5 protein-coding genes are annotated in these 6,111 nt (G+C 68.6%); 2 read left to right on the top strand and 3 right to left on the bottom strand.

Annotated features, from left to right (window positions below; translation table 11 throughout):
- Positions 1–594: aminotransferase class I/II-fold pyridoxal phosphate-dependent enzyme (locus VA603_RS08525; RefSeq protein WP_323438529.1), on the bottom strand; the 594-nt coding region annotated here is incomplete at its 3' end.
- A gap of 174 nt (positions 595–768) precedes the next feature.
- Between VA603_RS08525 and VA603_RS08520 the strand changes: the two genes are divergently transcribed.
- Positions 769–2,895 (top strand): TonB-dependent receptor family protein, encoded by a 2,127-nt coding sequence (locus VA603_RS08520; protein ID WP_323438528.1) that lies wholly within the window; start codon positions 769–771, stop codon positions 2,893–2,895.
- 143 nt (positions 2,896–3,038) lie between these two features.
- Complete coding sequence (locus VA603_RS08515) at positions 3,039–3,434, top strand: hypothetical protein (protein ID WP_243693978.1); 396 nt, start codon at positions 3,039–3,041, stop codon at positions 3,432–3,434.
- 114 nt (positions 3,435–3,548) lie between these two features.
- Here the strand turns inward: VA603_RS08515 and adhP are convergent, their stop codons facing one another.
- Both adhP and adh read right to left on the bottom strand, forming a co-directional pair.
- On the bottom strand, positions 3,549–4,577 hold the full coding sequence (adhP, locus tag VA603_RS08510) for an alcohol dehydrogenase AdhP (protein WP_192287179.1): 1,029 nt from the start codon (positions 4,575–4,577) through the stop codon (positions 3,549–3,551).
- 103 nt (positions 4,578–4,680) lie between these two features.
- The coding region (adh, locus tag VA603_RS08505) for an aldehyde dehydrogenase (protein ID WP_323438527.1) at positions 4,681–6,111 on the bottom strand (1,431 nt) is incomplete at its 5' end.

The raw sequence follows: 6,111 nt of genomic DNA, 5'->3' as shown, positions 1-6,111 counted from the left end.
CTGCTTCCACTGCTCGGTGCTCAGGTCCGCGCCGGTCGGGTTGTGGCAGCAGGCGTGCAGCAGCACCACGGTGCCCGGCTGCAGCTTCTGCAGGTCGACGACCATGCCGGCGAAATCCAGGCCGTGGGTGGCGTTGTCGAAGTAGGTGTAATCGACCACGTCGAAACCGGCGGCGCCGAACACGGCGCGGTGGTTTTCCCAGCTCGGGTTGCTGATGGCCACGGTGGCGTGCGGCAGCAGCGTGCGCAGCAGGTCCGCGCCGACGCGCAGCGCGCCGCTGCCGCCGATGGTCTGCGAGGTGGCCACGCGGCCGGCGGCCAGCAGGTCCGAACCTTCGCCGAACACCAGCTTCTGCGTGGCCAGGGTGTAGGCCGGCAGACCGTCGATGGGCAGGTAGCCACGCGGTTTGGCCTCGGCCACCAACTGCTGCTCGTACTGTTTGACGGCACGCAGCAGCGGGATGCGGCCGTTTTCGTCGTAGTAGATGCCGACGCCAAGGTTGACCTTGGTCGGGCGGCTGTCAGCGTTGTATGCCTCGGTCAGACCCAGGATCGGGTCGCCAGGAACCTGTTCCACGTTTGCAAAGAAGGACACGGCGGTACTCGTTTCAGAGTGGCGGGGAGTGGGGGTGTCCGGCGCGGATCACGCACGGCGGCCAGAACCGCCACATCGTAGCAGGGTGGGGCGGCGATGGCCGGAGGATTTCAGTTGGAACTACAGCGGCAGTCATGCACGCGTCGCAGGCACCACCTGCGCGATCATGAATGGATGCGCACCCCTGCCCCGTTCCTGATCGTTTCCGGCCTGTTTCTTGCCGATCCCGTCCACGCCGCCGAACCGGTGCCGGAAACCCTGCGTGCCGTGCAGGTACAGGCGGCCAAGGTGCATGCGGTGGATGACTTCGAATTGCCCGCCTCCAGCACCACGGTGGACGTGGGTACTGCTGGCAATGGCCGCGGCGCGCTGGTGGGCGAAGCGCTGGGCGGCGTGCCGGGCCTGTCGGCGCGCGAACGCCAGAACCTTGCCCAGGACACCCAGCTGTCGATCCGCGGCTTTGGCGCGCGCTCCACCTTCGGCGTGCGCGGCGTGCGCCTGCTGGTTGATGGGGTGCCGGCGACGATGCCCGATGGGCAAGGCCAACTGTCGCATTTCAGCCTGCTCGGCGCGGACCGCATCGAGGTGTTGCGCGGTCCGTTCTCGGCGTTGCATGGCAACTCTTCCGGTGGCGTGCTGCAGCTGTGGAGCGCCGATGGCCAGGCCGGTGACCCGTGGCGGCTGCGCAGCAGCGCCGGCAGCAATGGCAGCGCCAGCACCGGCGTGCAGCTCAAGGGCAAGACGGGGGCGATGCATTACAACGTGGCAGTCAACCACTTCCGCACCGATGGCTGGCGTGACCACAGTGCGGCGCGACGGGAGTCGCTCGCGGCGCGGTTGGGCTTCGCGCTGGCCCCGGCGCAGCGCCTGGACCTGCTGCTCAACGGCTTCGATGCCCCGCACGCGCAGGACCCGTTGGGCCTGACCCGCGCGCAGGTGCAGGCCGATCCACGCCAGGCCACGGCGGTCGCCGCCCAGTACGACACCCGCAAGTTGGTGCGGCAGAACCAGGCCGGGCTGGTCTACACGCTGGACCGGGGACACCAGACCTGGCGCCTGATGGGCTATGCCGGGCAGCGTGCGGTCGAACAGTTCCTGGCGATCCCGCCGGCGACCCAGGGCAACCCGCTGCATTCCGGCGGCGTGATCGACCTGGACGGCAACTACGGCGGCCTGGACGCGCGCTGGGCCTGGCATGGCGCGCTTGCCGGCCGGCCATTGGAGCTGGTGCTCGGCGCCAATGCCGACCGCCAGCGCCAGCACCGCACCGGCTACGAGAACTTCATCGGCACCACCTATGGCATCAAGGGCCGGTTGCGCCGTGACCAGCGCGACCAGGTGCAGAACGTGGACCAGTTCGCGCAGGCATGGTGGCAGTTCAGCCCGCGCTGGTCGGCGCTGGTCGGTGCGCGGCACACGCAGGTGCGGTTCCGCTCGCAGGACCACTACCTCACCGCCGGCAACCCGGATGACAGCGGCCGCCGCGACTATTCGGCGACCACGCCGGTCGGCGGACTGGTGTTCCGCGCCAACGACGGCCTGCGCCTGTACGCCTCGGCGGGCCGCGGCTTCGAGAGCCCCACCTTCAATGAGCTGGCTTACCGCGCCGATGGCGGTGCGGGGATGGCGCTGGACCTGTCCTCCTCGACCAGCCGCAACTACGAACTGGGCGCCAAGTGGCGTGCACAGAGCGGGGCGCGCCTGGAACTGGCGTTGTTCCGCGCCGATACCGATGACGAACTGGCGGTGGCGACCAACAGCGGTGGGCGCAGCAGCTACCGCAACATCGGCGCCACCCGCCGCCAGGGCGTGGAGCTGGGATGGCAGCAGCCGGTCGGCGAAAGCCAGCACCTGCAGTTGGCCTGGACCTGGCTGCAGGCCAGCGTGCGTGACGGCTACCTGACCTGCACCGGCCTGCCCGCGCCATGCCGGGTACCGACCAACCGGGTGGCGCCCGGCAGCCGCCTGCCGGGCGTGCCGCGCCAGCAGCTGTCCGCGCGCTGGCAGTGGCAGCCGGGAGCATGGCAGTGGGCTGCCGAAGTGGTCGCTGCCAGCGACATGGTGGTCAACGACCTGGCCGATGCGCGCGCACCGGGCTACGCCCTGCTGAACCTGGAGGCGGCACGGGAATGGCCGACCACGCGCGGCCCGCTGCGGGTGTTCGCGCGCGTGGACAACGTGCTGGACCAGCGCTACATCGGCTCGGTCATCGTCAACGACGGCAACCAGCGCTACTACGAGCCGGGACCGGACCGTGGTGTCACGCTGGGGCTGCAATGGTTGTGGGACCGGGGCTCCTGAGCCTGCGGCGGGCAGCCGTCCAGGGCCCCGCTCTGCCCTGCCCCATTCACCGGCCGTCTCTCACTGTTCGCTAACAGGCAGCTCACGGCGAACTGACGGGAGGGGGCGTAATTGTGGCTGCCCCGCAGGAGGAGGGTCGTGCCATGTACCGCCCTGACCGTGTCGAACACCGCCCCGCCCCGACGTTGTTCCGGGCTGATCCGAGCGTGATCCGGCGCGGGCGACTGCAGCGCAGCGCGCATGCCGCCGACGAGGTGGCGCAGGACTTCGTGCAGTACAGCCTGGATGACTACGCGCGTCGCCGTCGTGGCGCACTGCGCTGGCGTGACCTGCAGCCGGCCTATGCCTTCGCGCTGGTCACGCACGCTGCGGATTGGCCGCGCGGCAGTGCCGACACCGAAGCCGAGCTGGCCGCGCACTGGGAGCAGAGCCGTGGTGAATCGCGGCTGGGCTGGGAGAAGGTGCGCGGGGTGATCGAGGATGCGTGGCTGGCGCTGGATCGGATGCCGACCGCCGCGGTGCACGTGCGGGCGGGCTGAGGGAGAAAGCCCAAAGCGACCCCTCCCCGGCCCTCCCCTGGGCTGCGCCCAAGGGAGGGGGTGTTCATGGCTTCCATCCTCCCCTGCACCTTCGGCGCAGGCGGGGGCAATGCATCAGGCGCTGAAATCCAGCACCACGCGGCCTTCGATGGCACCGGCGTGCATGCGCGCGAACACGTCGTTGATGTTCTCCAGCGTGTCGGTGCTCACCGTCGCGGCGACCTTGCCGTCGGCGGCGAACTGCAGCGATTCCTGCAGGTCCAGGCGGGTGCCGACGATGGAGCCGCGCACGGTCACGCCGTTGAGCACCATGCCGAAGATGTTGAGCGGGAAATCGCCCGGCGGCAGGCCGTTGAGCGATACCGTGCCGCCACGCCGCACCATGCCCAGCGCCTGCTCGAAGGCCTTCGGCGAGACCGCCGTGACCAGCGCGCCATGGGCGCCGCCGATCTCCTTCTTCAGGAACGCCGCCGGGTCGGTGGTACGGGCATTGACGGTGACGGTGGCGCCCAGGCGCTTGGCCAGGGTCAGTTTGGCCTCGTCCACGTCCACCGCGGCCACGTTCAGGCCCATCGCCTTGGCGTATTGCACCGCCATGTGGCCCAACCCGCCGACCCCGGAAATCACCACCCAGTCGCCGGGCTTGGTGTCGGTCATCTTCAGGCCCTTGTACACGGTGACACCCGCGCACAGCACCGGGGCGATCTCGACGAAGCCGACGTTGGCCGGCAGGTGGCCGACATAGCCGGCGTTGGCCAGCGCGTACTCGGCGAAGCCACCGTTGACCGAGTAGCCGGTGTTCTGCTGGCTCTCGCACAGGGTTTCCCAGCCGCCCAGGCAGTGCTCGCAGTAGCCACAGGCCGAGTACAGCCACGGCACGCCGACGCGGTCGCCTTCCTTCACGTGGGTGACGCCGGCACCCACCGCCACCACGTGGCCAACGCCTTCATGGCCGGGGATGAAGGGCGGGTTGGGCTTGACCGGCCAGTCGCCTTCAGCGGCGTGCAGGTCGGTGTGGCAGACGCCACAGGCTTCGATCTTGACCAGGATGTCACCGGCGGCCGGGCGCGGCACCGGGACTTCCTCGATGGTCAGCGGCTTGCCGAATTCACGAACCACCGCAGCTTTCATCGTCTTGTCCATCGTCGATCTCCTTACTGGGGGATAGCTCTACTCTGACGCCGGCCCATGTCCGGCGCATTGATCGTGATCACGCCCGGCACGTTGGCGTGCCGGGCATGTGGGGTCAGAAGAAGCCCAGCTTCTTCGGTGAATAGCTGACCAGCAGGTTCTTGGTCTGCTGATAGTGGTCGAGCATCATCTTGTGGTTCTCGCGGCCGATGCCCGACTGCTTGTAGCCCCCGAACGCGGCATGCGCCGGATAGGCGTGGTAGCAGTTGGTCCACACCCGCCCGGCCTGGATGGCGCGGCCCATCCGGTACAGGCGCGAGGCATCGCGGCTCCACAGCCCGGCACCGAGCCCGTAGAGCGTGTCGTTGGCGATCTGCAGGGCTTCTTCCTCGGTCTTGAAGGTGGTCACCGAGACCACCGGCCCGAAGATCTCCTCCTGGAACACGCGCATGTCGTTGCGGCCCTTGAACACGGTCGGCTTGACGTAGAAGCCCCCTTCCAGGCCACCGTGCAAGGTGTTCTGCTCGCCGCCGATCAGCACCTGCGCGCCTTCGGCCTTGCCGATCTCGATGTAGGACAGGATCTTGTCCAGCTGTTCCTTCGAGGCCTGCGCGCCGACCATGGTGTTGGGGTCCAGCGGGTTGCCCTGGACGATCGCCGCCACGCGCGCCAAGGCGCGCTCCATGAACTTCTCGTAGATCGACTCCTGGATCAGTGCACGCGACGGGCAGGTGCACACCTCGCCCTGGTTGAAGGCGAACATCACGAAGCCTTCCACCGCCTTGTCCAGGAAGTCATCGTCCTCGGCCATCACGTCGGCGAAGAAGATGTTCGGCGATTTGCCGCCCAGCTCCAGCGTCACCGGGATCAGGTTCTGGCTGGCGTACTGCATGATCAGCCGGCCGGTGCCGGTTTCGCCGGTGAAGGCGATCTTGGCGATGCGCGGGCTGCTGGCCAGCGGTTTGCCGGCCTCCAGGCCGAAGCCATTGACGATGTTGAGCACGCCCGGCGGCAGCAGGTCGCCGATGATCTCCATCAGCACCAGGATCGAGGCCGGGGTCTGTTCGGCCGGCTTGAGCACCACGCAGTTGCCGGCGGCCAGCGCCGGGGCCAGCTTCCAGGCGGCCATCAGCAGCGGGAAGTTCCACGGGATGATCTGCCCGACCACGCCGAGCGGCTCGTGGAAGTGGTAGGCCACGGTGTCCTCGTCCAGCTGCGACAGGCTGCCTTCCTGCGCGCGCAGGGCACCGGCGAAGTAGCGGAAGTGGTCGGCCATCAGCGGCACGTCGGCGTTGAGCGTCTCGCGGATCGGCTTGCCGTTGTCCCAGGTCTCGGCGTGGGCGATCAGCTCCAGGTTCTGCTCGATGCGGTCGGCGATGCGGTTGAGCAGGTTGGCGCGCTCGGTGGTGGAGGTCTTGCCCCACGCATCCTTGGCGGCATGCGCGGCATCCAGGGCCAGTTCGATATCCTCGGCGTTGGAGCGCGCCACCTGGGTGAACACCCTGCCGGTGACCGGGGTGATGTTGTCGAAGTACTGGCCGCTGCG

The sequence above is a fragment of the Stenotrophomonas capsici genome (genome assembly GCF_034961085.1).
Classification (GTDB): domain Bacteria; phylum Pseudomonadota; class Gammaproteobacteria; order Xanthomonadales; family Xanthomonadaceae; genus Stenotrophomonas; species Stenotrophomonas capsici.
Note: the sequence above shows the minus strand (reverse complement) of the source record. Positions and strands in the feature narration are given on the sequence as shown.